12 protein-coding genes are annotated in these 16,227 nt (G+C 57.6%); 10 read left to right on the plus strand and 2 right to left on the minus strand.

The features are described from left to right. Positions 1-236 precede the first annotated feature (236 nt). From RQ935_RS04625 to RQ935_RS04640, 4 genes are all read left to right on the plus strand, one after another. Positions 237-962, plus strand: a complete 726-nt coding sequence (locus RQ935_RS04625; RefSeq protein ID WP_311497408.1) for a 2-C-methyl-D-erythritol 4-phosphate cytidylyltransferase — start codon at positions 237-239, stop codon at positions 960-962. A gap of 644 nt (positions 963-1,606) precedes the next feature. Then, positions 1,607-3,181, plus strand: coding sequence for an MFS transporter (locus RQ935_RS04630; RefSeq protein WP_311497409.1), 1,575 nt, complete (start codon positions 1,607-1,609; stop codon positions 3,179-3,181). Continuing rightward, the gene (locus tag RQ935_RS04635; protein ID WP_311497410.1) at positions 3,178-3,900 is read left to right on the plus strand and encodes an ABC transporter; all 723 of its coding nucleotides are present in this window, start codon (positions 3,178-3,180) and stop codon (positions 3,898-3,900) included. Before RQ935_RS04630 ends, RQ935_RS04635 begins: the two co-directional genes overlap by 4 nt. Positions 3,901-4,017: 117 nt before the next feature. Then, positions 4,018-5,394, plus strand: coding sequence for an MFS transporter (locus tag RQ935_RS04640; protein ID WP_311497411.1), 1,377 nt, complete (start codon positions 4,018-4,020; stop codon positions 5,392-5,394). 50 nt (positions 5,395-5,444) lie between these two features. Here the strand turns inward: RQ935_RS04640 and RQ935_RS04645 are convergent, their stop codons facing one another. Beyond that, positions 5,445-5,927, minus strand: coding sequence for a metalloregulator ArsR/SmtB family transcription factor (locus RQ935_RS04645; protein ID WP_311497412.1), 483 nt, complete (start codon positions 5,925-5,927; stop codon positions 5,445-5,447). Positions 5,928-6,121: 194 nt separating this feature from the next. Between RQ935_RS04645 and RQ935_RS04650 the strand changes: the two genes are divergently transcribed. From RQ935_RS04650 to RQ935_RS04675, 6 genes are all read left to right on the plus strand, one after another. After that, a complete protein-coding gene (locus RQ935_RS04650; RefSeq protein ID WP_311497413.1) occupies positions 6,122-7,765 on the plus strand; it encodes an ABC transporter substrate-binding protein in 1,644 nt (547 codons plus the stop codon). Further along, the gene (locus RQ935_RS04655) at positions 7,753-8,766 is read left to right on the plus strand and encodes an ABC transporter permease (protein ID WP_311497414.1); all 1,014 of its coding nucleotides are present in this window, start codon (positions 7,753-7,755) and stop codon (positions 8,764-8,766) included. Before RQ935_RS04650 ends, RQ935_RS04655 begins: the two co-directional genes overlap by 13 nt. Then, entirely contained in the window at positions 8,756-11,497 is a 2,742-nt protein-coding gene (locus tag RQ935_RS04660; protein WP_311497415.1) for an ATP-binding cassette domain-containing protein, read from the plus strand. The genes RQ935_RS04655 and RQ935_RS04660 overlap by 11 nt, the downstream gene beginning before the upstream one ends. Before the next feature lie 72 nt (positions 11,498-11,569). Beyond that, entirely contained in the window at positions 11,570-11,959 is a 390-nt protein-coding gene (locus tag RQ935_RS04665; protein WP_311497416.1) for a hypothetical protein, read from the plus strand. A 76-nt stretch (positions 11,960-12,035) separates the two neighbouring features. Beyond that, complete coding sequence (locus RQ935_RS04670) at positions 12,036-14,165, plus strand: hypothetical protein (RefSeq protein ID WP_311497417.1); 2,130 nt, start codon at positions 12,036-12,038, stop codon at positions 14,163-14,165. A 109-nt stretch (positions 14,166-14,274) separates the two neighbouring features. Beyond that, entirely contained in the window at positions 14,275-14,745 is a 471-nt protein-coding gene (locus tag RQ935_RS04675) for a peroxiredoxin (protein ID WP_311497418.1), read from the plus strand. Position 14,746: 1 nt separating this feature from the next. Here the strand turns inward: RQ935_RS04675 and RQ935_RS04680 are convergent, their stop codons facing one another. Beyond that, positions 14,747-16,216: an MFS transporter gene (locus RQ935_RS04680; RefSeq protein ID WP_311497419.1), complete on the minus strand. Its 1,470-nt coding sequence runs from the start codon at positions 16,214-16,216 to the stop codon at positions 14,747-14,749. Positions 16,217-16,227 lie beyond the last annotated feature (11 nt).

Here is a 16,227-nt window from a genome sequence, read left to right on the forward strand (position 1 = left end):
GTGAGCGTTTTGCGACAATAGTCGCGCAAAACGCGAGGGGGTCCTCCCCCTTCCGCCTCTCGCGAGCGCCCCCGAGCGAGTGCCCCGCACCCAAAACAACAAACAGCCCCTAAATTCCTCGAAAACCGAGAATAAAACCTATTTAAACGGCTCGGTGTGCCATATATGGCACACCGAGGCAAATTAATAGGATTTACACCGAAACCAGGGGAAAATTTTGGGGGTAAATTGGCAGGGTGAGACTTTTTGTGGTGCTGACTGCGGCGGGGTCGGGAACTCGACTCGGCTGTGATATGCCCAAAGCGCTGGTTCCCGTGGCGGGACACCCGTTGCTGGAGTGGGCTTTACAAGGTCTACCCAGCTGTGATTTTGTGGTTGTCAGCGCTCCGTTGGAGCAGCTCGACCGTTTTCAATCGGTGGTTTCCGGTTGTGACTTCCCAGCTGCGGTTGTTCCCGGTGGCTCTTCGCGACAAGGTTCAGTAGCAGCAGCCCTCAAAACGCTGGTAAACATGGTTGACCCGGTGCAAGACGATGACCTGGTCCTGGTTCATGACGCGGCCCGGCCTTTCACTCCCCCCGCTGTGTTTGACCGCGTAGTTTCGGCTTTACAGAATGGCCATCGGGCTGTTGTTCCTGCCCTGCCCGTCACCGACACAATCAAGGTCATAGCTCCGCGGACCCGTCCCGACGAGCCTGTCGAGGTCGTCACCGCCACCCCGAACCGCGCAACTTTGCGAGCCGTACAGACTCCACAAGGCTTTTTCCTGCACGAATTGGCAGCGCTGCACCAGCGTTTTGCCGAACGCTCGCTCGCGGAGTCCACGTCTTTCTCCGATGATGCAGCGCTCTACGAAGCCGCAAACCTGCCAGTCGTGACCGTAGAGGGCGATCGCTTAGCCTACAAAATCACCACACCCGCTGACCTGGCTCTCGCCGAATCCCAGCATTCCCCGCACCACTAACGTCCCAGATTTTTCCTGAGCCGCAACAATAACTCACGATTTCTAGACAATAGATACTATTTGCACACCTTGATGTCCCATTGATGGCACACTATGCAGTTCTGAGAGGTAAACAGGATTGTCCGGGGTACCCTCGATATTTTGGTCGTAAGAGGTCCCGTGGTGGAGGGGGGACCTCGAAGGAGCATATGGGTGTTCGTAGTTTTTCTTAGCGGCTTGCCCGCTTAGAAAAACAGAACGGGAGACCACCGCGACGCAGACTTTGGCAGCGCAAGCTCGCTTGCATTGCCAAAGTCCAGGAAGCGGTACGGAAAGCGCAGCTTTCCAAGTATTTCTGCGACTGAGAGGCATCCCCCCGACGCCGCACGGACCGACCTAGCGAGCAACAACCCGATTGAGCAACGAACACCCTAGATAACACGAGAAAACTTAACAAATCCCTAACGTAAAACCGGTAGGTTAACAGTGAAGTCATCAAAGGGGAGAAACAATGCCAAAACCAGGCGGATTCATCCAAAAGTTAACATGGTGCATGGGGGCGCGATGGCAGCGCGAAGCGCAAGAGCCATCGCGGGCCGGGCGCGAAGGCGTCAAAAAACGGTCCGGGGAACCGTTTTAGCCGCAGCTCCTTGAAAGGGAAAACAATGGTAAAAGAAGGCGGATTTCTTCAAAAACTAACCTGGTGCATGTGGGACGCCGGCGGCGCCTCTGTCAACGCGGTCGCGACGACTTTCGTGTTCACGGTTTACTTGACCGGCTCGGCTTTCGGCAACCAAACCGCCTCCTCACAAGCCGTTTCGACCGGCATGACCATCGCGGGGATTATCGTGGCGCTGACCGCCCCCATCACCGGGCAACGCGCGGATCGGCGCGGCAAAGGGACGTTTTGGCTAGGGGTCTTTTCGGTAATCATCATCGCTTGCTTGGCGGCGATGTTCTTTGTGGCGCCGCACCCGAACTTCCTGTGGCTGGGCGTGGGCCTGCTGGCGTTGATGACCATGTTCTTCGAGTTCGCCACCGTGAACTACTACGCCATGCTGACCCGGATTTCCAACGCCGACAACATCGGAAAAATCAGCGGTATCGGCTGGGCCAGCGGGTATTTCGGCGGAATCGTCCTGTTGATGTTCCTGAACTTCGGTTTCATCTCGGAAAATAACTTCACCGGCTTGGACACCGCAAACGGTATGGGGGTGCGAGTCGCGATGCTGGTCGCGGCCGCGTGGTCGCTGATTTTCTTTGTACCGGTGCTGTTTACCGTGCGCGGGCGAGTCGTGCCGGGCAGCGAAAACCTGCCTCACGAGTCAATTTTCACCTCCTACAAAAAGCTGTTCCAAACCATCGCCTGGCTGTTTCGCAACGCCCCAAACGTGTTGTACTTCCTGATTGCCTCCGCGATTTTCCGCGACGGACTGTCCGGCGTCTTTACCTTCGGCGGCATCATCGCCGCGGTGACCTTCGGTTTCTCTCCGGGGGAAGTCATTATTTTCGCGGTCGTCGCCAACGTCGCGGCCGGCATCGCCACGACGCTGATGGGCTTCTTTGACGACAAAATCGGCCCCAAGAAAGTCATGATTTTCTCCCTCATCATGCTGGTAGCCTGCTGTTTGGGGGTTTTCGCGCTGCACGCCCAAGGCAAAATCATCATGTGGACGATCGGGCTGTTCATGACGCTGTGGGTCGGCCCTGCCCAGTCGGCTTCCCGTTCTTTCCTGGCACGGCGCATTCCCGAGGGCCACGAGGGCGAGGTGTTCGGGCTCTACCAGACGACGGGTCGCTCGGTGACGTGGCTGGCTCCCCTGATGTTTACCCTGTTCATCAGCCTCGGCCAGCACTTCACCCCGTTCATTCCGCCCGCTTTGCTGTCTGTGACGACGGGTCCGGGCGGCCCGATGATGGCGATTCACGCGCAGGCTCAGTACTGGGGCATCCTCGGGATTGGCCTGGTGCTGCTGGTGGGGTTGCTGATGCTGCTGCCGGTGCGTGAGGATCACATGGTTCTGCGGCGGGCGACCGAGGCCGCACCTCACGATTCCGCTTCTGACGCAGTTTCGGGCGACCCCACAAGTCTTGAGGGGGACGTTTCCGTGACTGTTTCGCCCTCCAGCCCCGGCCAGCCGGTCAAATTCCCGGCGGAAACGCCAACGGAGGACTTCTCACCTGAAACTCCCCCGCCCAGTGCGCCAGACCCCACACAACCCCTCGGAGGTGCCCAATGAAACGCCGCTTTATCTCCATAATCGCCGCGGCCGGTCTGGTGACGCTGAGCCTGACCGGGTGCGCCTCAGATCAAAGCAAAGTCGACGCGAAACCGGCGCCCGGTTCTCCTGACATCGGCGCGACGGCCGCCATTTTCGCCGACCTGAAACTGGCGGGGCACTCGCTCACGCCGTTCAACGAGGACGAATCCACCCAGCTGCGCCAACAGGTTGACCTGGCCGGGGATCAGGTGCGGGACCTGAAAAACCCGGCGGGACTGGAGTTTGAGCCCGCCGGTTCCGGCTGCCAAGCCATGATGCGCAATTCTTTCAACCTTCCCCTGCTGCACTGGCCCTCCCTGGCGGCCCAAGCGCCTGACGGACAGGCGGCAGCTCAGGTGTTCCTGGCCCCCTCCGAGCAGGATGTGCGGTCGATGATTGACGACCTCAACACCATGGTCAGGAACTGCGAGGAAGTAACGGTGAGCGCCCCGACCGGCACCGTTAAAATGACCCTCAAAGCGAACGACCCTGTGGTGTCTTGTACGAATGGCTACCGCCAAACCGTGACAAGCAACCAGGTCAGCCAAACTTTGGACGTGTGTTACGTCCCGCATGACAACGCGGTTTTGGCGCTGTCCCTGGTGGATTCCACGGATACCGCTCAGGGCATAGCGCAGGATTTAGAGGATTTCTCGTCGCGTTTCTATGCACGGCTGGCCCCGCTGTACACCGAGTAGTCCCTCGCATCCGCCCTAGCACGCCACCCGGCACCCGCAGCCCGTCTCAACGGCGTTGCCCGATGAGCGCAGTTGCGCGATGTCAGCGGGCGCGCGGCTGAGGAATATACTGACCATATGTCGTCAGTTCGCAAATCTAAGGCTCCTGGTCCCCGCCAGCCCGACAGTATCGTCGCTTCTCCTGACCCTGCCATGATTGATGCCGCCCGCACCGAACCGGGCGGGATTCCAGTTCCAGTCGAAGATTTGCCCCTGACCGCGCTGCGCCCTGCCGCCCAAGCGGCTTTCACCGGCTACACCAGTCACGACCCGGAATACCGCCGCATCAAGTTTGCCCTGTTCGTAGCTAGTTTCGTGACTTTCGCGCAGATTTATGAGGTGCAGGTGCTGCTGCCGGACATCTCGAAATTTTTCTCTATCTCCCCGGTCACGGCCTCGCTGGCGCTGTCGCTGACAACCCTGGCGTTGGCCATCTCGATGTTCTTTATCGGGCCGTCCTCGGAGCGTTTGGGGCGCCGCCCGATTATTTTGATTTCCCTGTTCGTGGCTTCCCTCCTGGGTATCATCTTAGGTTTTACCCCGAACTGGGGCTTTTTGATGGTCGGGCGTTTTCTGCAAGGCATGGCGTTGGCGGGTTTGCCCGCGGTGGCTACGGCTTACCTGGCCGAAGAAATCTGTCCGGCTGAGCTACCCAAAGCGGCCGGTTCCTACGTGGCCGGCACCGCGATTGGCGGTATGCTGGGCCGGATTATCTCCGGGTTTCTGTCTCACCTGGTGGGATGGGACATGACCATCACTATTCTGGGTTGCATCGGCGTGGTCGGCACAGTGCTGGTGTGGCTGCTTTTACCCAAGCAAGAGGGTTTCTCTAAGGCCGAACCGGGGTTGAAAGCTCTGTTGCAACACACCAAGGACGTGCTAACTGAACCCGGTTTGGTGCTGCTGTTCGTCATTGCCGGCACCGCGTTAGGCGCTTATCAAAGCATCCTCAACATGATGCCCTACCGTTTGACCGACGCGCCCTACTTCATGGCGACCTGGATTGTTTCCCTGATTTTCCTGGTCAACCTGTTCGGTTCGGTCGCAGCATCCGCGGCGGGCAGTCTGGCTTCCCGTTTTGGACGGCGCGCCGTCGTCCCGCTCGCCGGCATCATCTATTTGGTGGGGATTTTGATGACTTTGGCAAGGCCGTTGTGGGCGATTTTTGCGGGGCTCATCGTGTTTACCATCGGGTTTTTTGCGGTTCATTCCGTAGCGACCGGCTGGGTCACGGCTCGGGCGGTGTCCGGGGTGGGGGCCACCGGCCAGGCTTCGTCAGCCTACTCGATTGTTTACTATGCCGGCGGCTCGATTTTCGGCACCCTGGCTGGTTTTGGCTGGACCGCCCTAGGTTGGCTGGGAGTGGTAGTAATTTCCGGTTCCCTGGCAGTCGTGGTCATAATCCTGGCTTTGATTTTGCGCCACATCAAGCCGCTGTCCGCCTCCGGGTACTGAGCCGAGAGTTCCGCAATTCTGCAGCGCTTCTGGGGTTTCTCACCATCAAGTTACACGTGGGTGTGCCCGATAAAATGCAGCATCTGGTGCGCGGCAGTGTCTTTCAGGGTGTAGCGCATCAAGCGCCCGTCACGATCGGCGCTAACCCAGCCTTCATCACGCAAGACCCGCAGCGCTTGTGAGGCTGCCGTCTGGGTAATACCCGCCGCGTTAGCTAAATCCTGTACGCAAGAACCGGGATAAATATGCATATAAGACAGCAGCTTCAGCCGGGTTAAATCGGCTAGCAATTCGAAGCGAGGTGCCCAGATGGTAGCAATCTCATCGATGTCTACCGGCTGCATTGGGGGGTGTGCCTGCCGGCCGTGGCGGGTCTGGTCTTCGTCGTAAGCTCCATCGGGTTCATGAGGTGTTCCGGTTTCGCGGGGCATCAGCTCCGTATCCGCCGCGCACTGACATCCCGCACCGGTTCCATGTGGATGGGTCAAGGCTTCGCGCAGGGCACGAATCTCGGCGGCAGGCAGCTGGCTCATGAATCTTTCCTTCCTAACACCTTTTCAATTGTGACATTATTCGCTTGATTTTGGCTCGTTATCTCTGGATTTCTCACCGTCAGGAGAATTGCCCCGCTACTAACCGCATGATAATATCTTTGCGAACTGACATATGTCTATGTAGACATTATTAACCCTGCGCGAAAGCAATACGTTACACACAAGGAGCAGCTATGTCCCACCCCTGCCACCCTGGCAAATTCAGCATAAAAACCCTAGCGGTCAGCGGCGCCGCCGTGGCGTTAGCTTTGAGTCTTACCGCTTGTCAAGGGGGCTCCTCCGCGAAAAACCCCGCCGCTGGCACCGACAAAGTCACGGCCGCCGATGAAATCACTCTGGCGGACGCTTATGAATTGGGAGGATACAACCCCACCAACGGCTACGCAGCACTCGGTGTATCCCCCATATATGAAGGCTTGTTGGGTTTGGAAAGCAAAGACCCTCATAAATTGCCGGAGCTGCGTCCGGTCTTGGCGACTACGTTGCCGACCTCTAACGCAGATAAAACCGAGTGGACCGTGGAAGTCCGTGACGGGGTAAAATTCTCAGACGGCAGTGACTTCGACGCCCAAGACGTGGTGGCTAACTACAAAGAAGCTATGAATCCCGCCACAGCCTCGGAAATCGGAGCTTCTTTCGATATGGTTGATCAGATTAACGCAGACGGGAATAAGGTCACTTTCAAACTAAAGTACCCTTACCCCGATTTCCCCTCTCGATTGTTGCTGGGACTGGCACCTGGTGAATATATGAAAGGTGGACTGGCGAGTGAATCTCCGCTGAACACCAAGCCCGTGGGCACCGGACCGTACGTCCTCGAAACGCTTGACAGCCAGAAAGCCGTGTGGATAGCGAACCCTAAATACTGGGGTAAGGCTCCGCAAGTCAAGAAGCTGACGACGGTGTATGTTCCCGATGACGCAGCTCGCGTGGCCCGGATTCGCACCAAGGAATTCGACGGGTCGATTATCCCCCCGGCTTTGGCAAACAGCCTGAAAGACCTCCCAGACTACCAGGTAGTATATGCGGATTCCGCAGACTGGCGCGGAATCAGCTTCCCCGGTAACAATGCGTTTTGTGCCGACCTGCAGGCTCGGATAGCCATGAATGAAGCCGTGAACCGTCCAGAAATCATCAAAAAAGTACTGTTTGGGGCGGGCAAACCAGCATACACTCCAGTTTCTGGGGTTTACGAGGCTTACGTCCCGGAAGCACAGTTTAAGTTTGACCTGGAGGGCGCCAAGAAGCGCCTGGATCAGGCCGGCTGGAAAGTCGGTGCGGACGGGATTCGCGAAAAAGACGGCCAGCGTGCCGCTTTCACCCTGGCTTACACCTCCAATGACACAGTGCGCCGTGACCTTTCGGTGGCTTTCGCCGCCGCCATGAAACCACTGGGCGTAGACGTGAAACTGGAAGGAACGACTTGGGATGCGTTGGATGGACGCCTGGACAAAGTCGGTATCTTGTTGGGCGGCGGCGACAAGCCGTACTCCATCGACACCCAGGTGTACTCAATTCTGCACACCCGCGAAGCAAACACCTCGCAGTACGATAACCCCGGCAACTACGGCTCTCCGGAAATGGATAAAATCTTGGAGCAGGCACGCAAATCCGGAGATGAATCCGAACGCGTGAAGCTATACCAGCAAGCCCAAAAGCAGTATTTGGAAGCCCCAAACCACGTGTTCCTGGCATTCTTGCAACACACCTATGTCACCCGTGATGCCGGTTGGAAGACCGGGAATCTGACGGTAGAGCCGCACTCCCATGGCGTGAATTGGGGTCCGTGGTGGAACTTAGGGCAATGGGAGAAATAAGCGCCGGAATAACTCTGCGCCAGGCGCGTCGCCACGAGCGACGCCACCAGGTGTGGATTTTGGTGCGCAACCGCCTGTTGGTGTTGCCGGTGCTGCTGGTGGCGATTTCAGTAGGTGTTTTCCTGCTCGCCGCCGTATCACCCTTGAACCCGCTGGTGGCGTACTTGGGGGATCGCTATCAGTTCCTCAGCGCCACCCAGCGGGAATCCATCGCGAAGGCACTTAATTTGGATCAATCCTGGCACGGAGCCTGGTTGGCTTGGGCCAGCGATCTGATTCATGGCAATTTGGGGTATTCGCGCACCTATAATCAGCCCGTCGTGCAAGTCTTGGCAGAACGCTGCGAAGCCACCCTGGCGCTATCGGGTGTGGGTCTGGTTCTGGCTTTCGTGCTGAGTATCGTATTGGGGATACTCGGGCTGCGGTGGAACTGGCTGGGACGCGTATTCCAAGCTCTCATGCTGTTTGTCCAAGCCATCCCCCCGTTCGTGTTGGCTTTGGGAGCTGTGTTATTCCTGGCTTTGGGAACCGGATGGTTCCCCGCTGGGGGGCGCACAGGTCCAGATGCCACCTCGGCATGGGAGTGGTCGTATCTAATTTTGCCTGCCAGCGTGCTGGCGTTAACCCAAATGCCGTGGATGCTGTTGACCTTGTGGGAACGCGCCCAAGAGAATCTCCATTCCGACTGGTGGAAAGCCGGGATTCAACGCGGGATTCCGCGAAGCACCTTAATCCGCCGTTCTGTCCTGCCGCTGTCACTGGCTCCCACCATCACCATGGTGGGAATGCGCCTGCCGGAACTGATTGTCGGCGCGGTGCTGGTCGAGGAAGTGTTTTCTTGGGGTGGGCTGGCAGCCGCGCTGGTAGCTTCGGCAAAAGGATTGGATTTACCGCTGCTGACTTTCCTGACTTTGGCATCGGCGGCGCTGGTAATTATCGGCAATCTGGTCGCCGATGTTTTGTATCTCTATTTCGATCCACGGGTGCGATATGAATCTTAAGTTGACCTCCCCTTCTGCGCTGAGAAAGGCATTTAGTCCCAGTCGGCTGGCTTTCTATGCCCTGGTGTTGTTGCTGCTCTACGCCGCAATCTTGCCGTTTTTTGCCGGCACGGATTTGCACGAGGCGGATTTGTCACAAGCACGGTTGGCTCCCAGCGCCGCGCACTGGTTCGGCACTGACTTGGCGGGGCATGATTTGTTGGTGCGCGTGGCTTTGGGTCTGCGGGTCAGCATTTTCGTGGCGGCAGTCTGCGCCGTGGTTTCCACAGTAATTGGGGTACTCATCGGAGCCGTGGCAGCCTCCTGGGGTGGAAAAGTCGACTCGTTACTGATGCGTTTTACCGACACGATTAACGCGTTGCCCCAACTGCTGCTGGGCATTGCGATTGTGGCGTTTTACCCCGGTTCTCTCGTGGCGATTATCGCTTCGATTGCCTTGGTGCACTGGTCGCCGGTAGCGCGTATTGTGCGTTCGATTGCACTATCCACACGTGAATTGGAATATGTAGAGGCCGCGTATCTGGCGGGCGCGAGCCACTGGCAAGTGGCGCGCAAACACCTGCTACCTTCGGTATTCGGTCAGATGAAAGTCAGTGTCGTGCTGCTGTTCCCCCACGCAATTTGGCACGAATCTACCCTGTCTTTCCTAGGGCTGGGGATTTCCCCCGACCAGCCTTCGCTGGGCACCCTGCTAGAGGTGGCGCGCACGGAAATCCTGATTGGCTGCTGGTGGGAACTGGTGTTTCCGGCAGGCGCCTTGGTTTCGTTGACCCTGCTCATTTTCGGATGGGCCTCGGGTTTGGGCAAGGCTTCGCGCGGAGCAGCCGGAGAGGCAGATTCTGCAGAGTCCGACACATTAGTAGGGGATTTGAGTGTTGCCGCCAGCGGCGTTGCCCGGTGTGTGCATGAGGCTCCGGCCGGGGAACCAGACGAAAATACCACCCCACCCGCCTTGGAATTCCGGGATTTGAGCGTGACGGTTCCCTGCTCTGGCTGGATTTCTGAGCAGCGTCATGAAGCCCCGACTGACAGCACCGCCGCAACGCTAACATCGACAGCCAATTCCCCCACGGAACGCGACCTGGTTTTGGAAGACCACGTGAACCTACAGGTCAAGCCCGGTGAACTACATGTGCTACTGGGACAATCCGGAGCGGGGAAATCGATTCTGGCGAAAACCGCCACCGGGATGCTGCCCGGAAAGATGCAGGTCAGCGGCCAAGTCAGCGTCAGCGGGATAACACTGTATGGCAAAAACTGCCCGTGGCCAGCGATTCGCGGGCGTCTCATCGCGGTGGCGTCCCAATCCAGCGCCACAGCTTTTGCACCGAACCGTACCATTGGCGACCAACTGGAGGAGGCCATAAAACTACTACAGCATCGTAACTGGGCAGAGTTGCTTTCCGGGCAGACAGCCGAAGGCTTCGCTTCCTCAGAGGTAGACGACTCGGCTTCCACCAGGGATGCCACGCCACAGCGAACGGCGCAAGTCCCGTCTCGGGGTGAGGCCTCCGAGCCCGCAACCGTGACCGAATTGTGCGAAATGACGGGCTTTCCCACGGACTCCCTCGCGGCTTATCCGCACGAGTTGTCCGGCGGCATGTTGACTCGGGCAAACCTGGCGCTGGCTTTGGCGGGGAACCCCGCAGTTTTGATTGCCGATGAGGTCACCGCCGGATTGGACGAAACACGCCGCGACCAGATTTGGCAGCTGTTGCGAAAGTTAGCAGACCGGGGTCTGGCAGTGTTGACCATCACCCACGATTTGGCGTTGTTGCTGGATTTGTCTCTGGCAGATCAGGTGACAGTGCTGGGTCACGGTCAGGTGTTGGAGCAAGGCACAGCAACGCAGGTGCTAGATACGCCACTGCATCCTTATACGCGGGAACTATTAGCAGCTTTGCCACGGAATATGGCACGAGACGGGGTCTATGTATCCGGGCAGCACCACACTTCTGACAACGAGAGTCAACTCCTACTGGCGCCTGTGGAAACCGCAATCACCAGCACCAACTTGTCTGTAACCGGAGAATCACCGCAGACATCCGACGTAACCCACGAAACCGTATTGGAAGTGCGCGACCTCACCGTCGGTTATCACGGAGTCCCGGTGGTGAAAGGCTTTAATCTCAGCCTGCACCGCGGCGAAACCGTGGGGTGGTTCGGAGACTCTGGTTGTGGCAAAACCACTACCGCCAGGGCGATTGCCGGACGCCTCACTCCCTTGGCAGGCCAGATTCGCTGGTGTGAATCAGGGGAAACGGCCACACTGCCAGGCAATAGCTCCGCCACCAAACAGCGCCCACGCGCGGCGGTGCAACCCGGAGTCGCGATGCTGTTCCAGTCGCCTCGGCGCTCCGTGAATCCGCGTTGGACACTGGGGCAAATCATTGAGGAACCGTTAGTTTACGCGGATGTTCCGCCCGATGTGCGGCGCGAGCAAGGCGCTAAAATCTGCAATGAGCTGGGGATTCCCTCTGAGTTCAGGCGGCGCTTCCCGGCGGAAGTCTCAGAGGGACAGCTGCAGCGCGTTGCTTTGGCCAGATGTTTATTGACCAATCCCACGGTGTTGATTTGTGACGAGGCCACTGCCATGCTGGACACTTTCAGTACCGCTAGCCTGGTGCGGGCGATTCAGCGACGCTCGGCGCGGGGGCTCGCGGTTATAGCGATTAGCCACGACCGGGAACTTCTGGATTACTGGGCTGATTGTAGCCTTGACCTGGACTAATCTGCGCCCCGCTGCGACATTAATTCCCTGTTTCGCCACCTTCTGCAGCCCTGCAGCATCGCGAAGCCGGTCATGATTTTCCGGAACCGGATTCCCCCGCCAAGCCGGTTATTTTCCCGCCGGAATATCCAAGTCGATGCCTTTCAGGATTTCTTTGCGGAACTCATCGTGGCCGAGGAAATCTGTCCGGCTGAGCTACCCAAAGCGGCGGGTTCCTACGTGGCCGGCACCGCGATTGGCGGCATGCTGGGCCGGATTATCTCCGGGTTTCTGTCTCACCTGGTGGGATGGGACATGACCATCACTATTCTGGATTGCATCGGCGCGGTCGGCACGGTGCTGGCTGGGAGTGGTGGCGATTTCTGGTTCCCTGGCAGTTTTGGTCATCATCCTGGCTTTGATTTTGCGCCACATCAAGCCGCTGTCTGCCTCCGGGTACTAAACTTCGCGAAAACCAGTTAACCGTACCCACCCCGGACCTAAACTGTAACGGTGCGAGCGATGCTCGCGACACGTATCCCTAGTGAGGAACAATCAAATGGCAGAACATGAAAAACCGGGGCTGGGTGAGCGGTTTAAATACCGTTTCGACAACCTCATGTCCAAAGGCATGTTGGGGAAAATTTTCCTGCTGGGTCTGCTCAGCATCGTGTTTATTTTCATAATTTTTGTGTTGACCCGTATCTTTGAGCGCACGCCGATGGATCCGGGCAAACAGCTGTGGGTGACGCTGATGCGGACTTTTGACCCCGGCAACCTCAACGGGGACGAAGAAGTCTATTCAAAAGTTTTCGTGTTTTTCATGTTGTTAGCCACTCTGTACGGCATTTTTTTCTTGGCCACGTTTATTGGGATTATCAATAACGGCCTGGAAAACTACATGGATGCGCTCAATCAGGGTAAATCTCATGTCCTGGAACGTAACCACACCGTCCTCTTGGGCTTCAACGAAATCGCGTTCAATATTTTGGAACAGCTTTTTCTGGCCAACCTCAGTGAACCCAAGAAAACTGTGGTGATTCTTTCCTCGGACCATGACCCGCAAGAGCTGGAAGACACTATCCACAACCGATTCCGCTTGGGTCTGCAAGACGGAACCCCGCAGCGTAAGTACCAAAAACACACTCGGGTCATTTGCCGCAAAGGCGAAATTTACGCCGAAAACGATTTGGCGATGTGCTCCCTGGAACACTGCCATTCCGTCATCATCAACGCCAACAGTGACTTTTACACCATCAAAGCCATTATGGCTTGCCGGAAGTATCTGGAAAACGTGGCGGCCGGGTCGGAACAAAACCAACCGCGGCGCCCCGGGCCTCATATCACAGCGGTTATTCACCAGAAAAAGAACATTAATGCCGCTTATATCGCCGGCGGAGAGTTTCTCGAAGTCATTTGCTACGAAGAGTTTATGTCCAGAATCATGGCGAATTCCGCTCGCCAGCCGGGGCTATCCCAAGTATTTAACATGCTGTTCAACTACCAAGATAGCGAAATTTACTCCGCCGATACCGCAAACCTGCGGCTTAACGGCACCCCCCTACCTCTTGAGAACATCCCGATTTATGAAATCAATCAATACCTTAAGAATGCGGTGGCTATCGGCGGTTATACGAGTCAAGGCGCGCCGCGGCTGAGCGTGGACGACAAACTCAATCGCCGGCAAATTCCTCACAGTCTGCTGTTTCCCTCCATAGTCAACGAAACAAATCCGGGAACGCTGCGCGGTTTTGAGAAACTCTATCTGGTTGAGGAGGACAACGGGGTCGAGGAACTGACCGAGAAAGTCTGCGATTGGTCAAATGATCCGAAGCCCTGGACGGTTCCGGATAAACCACGGGGCAACATCGTCATTATCGGGGCTAACGACCTGCTCCCCTCCGTGCTGGAGGGCTTTAGCGGATTCCTCAGCGACAATGCTTCAATTCTGGTGCTGGACAATGCCTCTAAGATTGCCCAAGCGAATAATTTTTGCCCCGAAGGTGTCGATGTTCGCTACGCGGCTTGCAATATCGATTCCTATGAGGAACTGGCGAAGTGGCTGCCCACTCCTGAACCCGCGTCCCCGGGCTGCGGCCCCAGCTGGGACTGCACTCGCAGCATTTTGCTGCTGTCCGACTTCCAGTGGGAACAAGCCGACGAGGCACACCCCGACCCGGATGACTTGTACAACCGGATGAGTCTGGCGGATGAAAAAACGCTTTCGCGCCTCCTTTATGTCCGTCAACTCTGTACCCTGGCGTCCGAGCCTTACTCCATCACCTGTGAAATGAACCTTGAGCAAAATCGGAGACTTGCCGAATACACCGGCAACGAGGATTATGTGGTGGGCACCAGCGTTACCGCCATGATTATTGCGCAAATCTCAGAGAGCCGCGATTTGTACCTAGTTTTCCGGGAGCTGCTCAGCCCCAACGGTTCCGAACTCTATATGCGCAAAGCTGGCTCCTACCTGGGATTTTCCGATTCTCCCAAAGCCTTCAACTTTTTTGAAATGTTGGCTCTCACGGCCCAAAAGAACGAAGTTCTGATCGGTTTTCGCCGCCGTGACACCGATGGCCAGTACGAAACGCCCGTCATCCTTCCGCCACGCTACGACGCTAGCGGCGCGCTGATTCGCTACACCATCCATCCTGAGGATTTGTTGGTCACCATCGCTGAACAGTAGTCGCACTCGCTTGCTTCACAAGGGGTTGGCTCCGGTGTCCGGTGCCGTTACGGGGCGCTGCGGGGTCGCTGGGCAGGGCGAAATGTCTGGCGGGTCGTAGGATAGAGACATGGAACAGAAACTCAACGTGGGCGATGCGGCCCCGGACTTTACAATCGAAACCACCGCAGGAACCTTCCACCTGGCCGAGGCTCGTCAAGCCGCGAAAGCCGGGGTGGTCGTGTACTTTTACCCCCGCGCGATGACCCCGGGCTGCACCACGGAGGCTTGTGACTTCCGCGATTCCCTGAACTCCCTGAAATCCGCGGGATACACGGTCATCGGGATTAGCCCGGATAAAATGCCCGCCCTGGAAAAGTTCCGCGACAAACAGACCCTGAACTTTGCCTTGGGCTCCGACCCGGAGCATACAGTCCTGTCTGACTATGGCGTGTGGCAGGTGAAACCCCTGACGAAAAAGCTCGGGGTGGTGCGCTCCACGTTCGTAGTCAGCCCGGATGGCACGCTGATTTCCGCGAAATACAACGTGCGGGCGACCGGGCATGTCGCCCGCCTGCGCAAAGAACTCGGACTGGATTAAATCACTGTTCGTCGAGGCCGCTATCAGGGTTCTCGCCGGTTTCGTCAGAAGGGTCGCCGCTGGGGTTTTCCGAAGTGTTCTCGGTTGGGTTTTCACGAGGGTCCTCGCTAGCGTCCTCGGTCGGATCCGATTCGGGACCGTAATAGCCGGGGTCTACGGGATAGACGGTCTGCAGCGGGCTCGGCCCGCAGTCGTAGTGGCGTTCCCGAGGGCCTTCCATCAGCAAGAACGGCCACCGGCGCTGCCAGGAAAACCGCAGCTGCCAAGCAAACAGCGCCCAGATAAACACCGCTATCGCCGCACCCATACAGGCCAGCGCCCCCAAACCGATGCTCCAACGGGCTCCGAAAGTCTTTCCAACCCAGCCCACCAGCGGGGACCCGATGGGCGTGGCACCCAGGTTGAACACGAAGTAAATCGAGAGGACCCGCCCTCGTAAACTTTCGGGCGTAGACGTTTGAATCAGGGCGTTTGCCGCGGTCAACAGGGTAATCATGAAGAACCCGGCGGGTATGGACATGACCGCAAAAGCCCAATAGGTCGGGCACAGCGCCAAAAGCGCCTCGGCCAATCCAAAAAAGAAAACCCCGGAAATGACCATCGCGAAACGCGGGTGAGTGCGCCGCGCCGCCAGCAGCGCGCCCGAGAGAGAACCGACCGCCAGCATCGTCCCCAGCAAACCGTACTCGCCCGGCCCTTTGGCATACACATCGGTGGCCATGAAAGCCTGGGTCATCTGCAGGTTGAATCCGAAAGCGCCGGTCAGGGTTATCAGGAAGATGATGGCTTTCAGGTCGGAGCGGGATTGCACGTAGGCGAAACCCTCCCGAATCATGCCACGACGCCGCACCCCGCGCTTGACCGAAAAGAAATTTTCCCTTCGCATCAGCGCCAGAGTCACTACCGGAATCACGAAAATGACCGTGTTGATGACGAACACCCAGCCCGGACCCAGCACCGCGATCAACACCCCCGCCAGGGCGGGACCAATCAGTCGGGCGATGTTGAAAGCCATCGAGTTCAGCCCCACCGCGTTGGGCAGGCAGTCCGCCGGCACCAGTTCCGCGATGAAAGTTTGGCGCTGCGCAATCGCCAGGGCATCGAAAATGCCGGTCACGAACGCGATGAGGTAGATTTCAAACAGCTGAGCCGAGCCGGTCAGCAGCAACATCCCCAGAATCAATCCCAGCAGGGCCACCCCGGATTGGGTAATCTGCAGCATCCGGCGCCGATCCATCCAATCTGCCAACGCCCCGCCAAAGAAACCGAAAATCAGCTGGGGCAGGAACTGCAGGGCGGTGGTCATCCCGACCGCGAACGCGTCGTTGTCGGTCAAAACGACCAGGACCACCCAAATCTGGGCGACACGCTGCATCCACATCGCGGTAGCCGCAAACAGATTCGAGACAAACCACAGCCGAAAATTCGCGAACCGCAGTGAATAGAAGGTTTTACTGGCCAAGCGGCTCATCTTCTTTCTAT

The sequence above is a fragment of the uncultured Mobiluncus sp. genome (assembly GCF_963511525.1).
Lineage (GTDB): Bacteria > Actinomycetota > Actinomycetes > Actinomycetales > Actinomycetaceae > Mobiluncus.